Source organism: Acidithiobacillus sp. TH-A36 (assembly GCF_057473445.1).
Window position 1 is genome coordinate 1 of sequence record NZ_JBYCKP010000054.1, and the last position, 1,441, is coordinate 1,441.

Sequence of the window (1,441 nt, forward strand, 5' to 3'; positions counted from 1 at the left end):
CTGCATAGAAACAGCCAGATAATCTCTTTACGTCTTTTCAAAAACCTTTTTTTTGAGCGTTTTCTTTGCCTTTATTTCCTTCATCCATCAGAAAAACGGGTTTTTCGATCTGCCCTTTATTCAGATTTCCCCGCAAAACGGGGTTCCCTGTATCCTCGGAGGTCCAGTTGGCCAGATCCAGCGCGACTAAGGGGCCGTCTACCGGCACATAGCGATGCTGCCGCCGGGTTTTCTGAACCTGCTGTCGAATGATTTCTGCCGCTTCCGGAGAATCCACCCTTTCGCGCCGTTCGCGGGTGGGTTTCTGACCGATTCTGCCCCAACAGCGGAGCAGCTCCCATTGTCCCCAGAGATCCTGCTGCAGACAGAGCCGGTAATAACGAGAGACTGGGGGATTAGCATCGGGTTGAACCTTCTGCCAGGTCACACACCACCAGTGGGACAGATCATAAACCAGATCGCTATCTGAATCGGACGTATCCATGACCCATTCTCCTCCAGCGATCGGCATGTTCTATAAAAATCGTAAGCCCTACCGGAACAATATTCACGGGCAATAAGGAAACCCTCCCCCCTACCGGGCACCCTCCTCCGCCTCCCTACAGGCCCGGGCAATCTCCACGGAGGTACCGGGGTTTTGCTGCAGATAAGCAAGAATCCGCACCATGTCCTGTGCCGCCAGAGGATGGCGGGCTTGCGGGGTCCGCGCGTTCATTCTGACAACAGCCGCGCCCGTTGCATCAGTTCCCGGATCAATCCCCGCAGGATGGCATTTTCAACGGGAAGGTTTCGTCCCTTGCGATAGGCGATAGCGATTTGTTCCAGTAAGGCGGTATCGGACAACTGGGTTTCATCACCCCTTCCCCCCCAGACCAACGCATAATCTCTTTCCCGCTTATCTCTTTGTCGTTCAGCCGGGCTTTTGCCCATTTTTAAGAAACTCCCTCAAAGCGGTTACAGTCACGAAAGCATAAATCGTGACTGTAACGACTACAAGAGGAACCGCCCCAATGATGAATCGATAACCGATCAAAAAGCCGACAAAGAATCCTGTTGTAAAGGCCCAGAAGCCGCCCCAGAACCGACGTAAATCCTATTCCGGTACATTTCCATCATTCAACCACCAAAAACGCGTCCTGCGCCAAATTTACCCGCTTTTTGGAGAACTAGAGGGGGAGCCGCTGCCATAGGCAGTGGGGGACGCAGTCCCCATAGGGGGTCGACCCGGCAAGCCGAAGGCGCGGACAGGGGGACCAGCAGGGTCCCCGCCGGGTTAGGGTTGCGCCCGGCGCCGCAGGCGGCAAGTGGGCGCCCATTAAAAATTAGGGGGATGCCGGGAGGGACACGCAGTCGGACGCGAAGCGTCCAGAGGCGTGGGTTCGAGTCGGCGGGGGCGAAGCCCCCAAGAGACGGCGGCGGAGCTTGCGGAGCCACGGATAAA

The 1,441-nt window shown here is 55.9% G+C and carries 4 protein-coding genes; all 4 read right to left on the reverse strand.

Going from position 1 to position 1,441, the window contains the following annotated elements; all coding sequences use genetic code 11:
• Nucleotides 1-37: 37 nt before the first annotated feature.
• Entirely contained in the window at nt 38-484 is a 447-nt protein-coding gene (locus tag AC2VLY_RS01380; protein ID WP_486921651.1) for a WGR domain-containing protein, read from the reverse strand.
• Between the two features lie 90 nt (nt 485-574).
• Nucleotides 575-715, reverse strand: a complete 141-nt coding sequence (locus AC2VLY_RS01385; protein ID WP_486892981.1) for a hypothetical protein — start codon at nt 713-715, stop codon at nt 575-577.
• A complete protein-coding gene (locus tag AC2VLY_RS01390; protein ID WP_486892980.1) occupies nt 712-930 on the reverse strand; it encodes a hypothetical protein in 219 nt (72 codons plus the stop codon). Before AC2VLY_RS01390 ends, AC2VLY_RS01385 begins: the two co-directional genes overlap by 4 nt.
• 186 nt (nt 931-1,116) lie before the next feature.
• Nucleotides 1,117-1,441: hypothetical protein (locus tag AC2VLY_RS01395; protein ID WP_486921652.1), on the reverse strand; the 325-nt coding region annotated here is incomplete at its 5' end.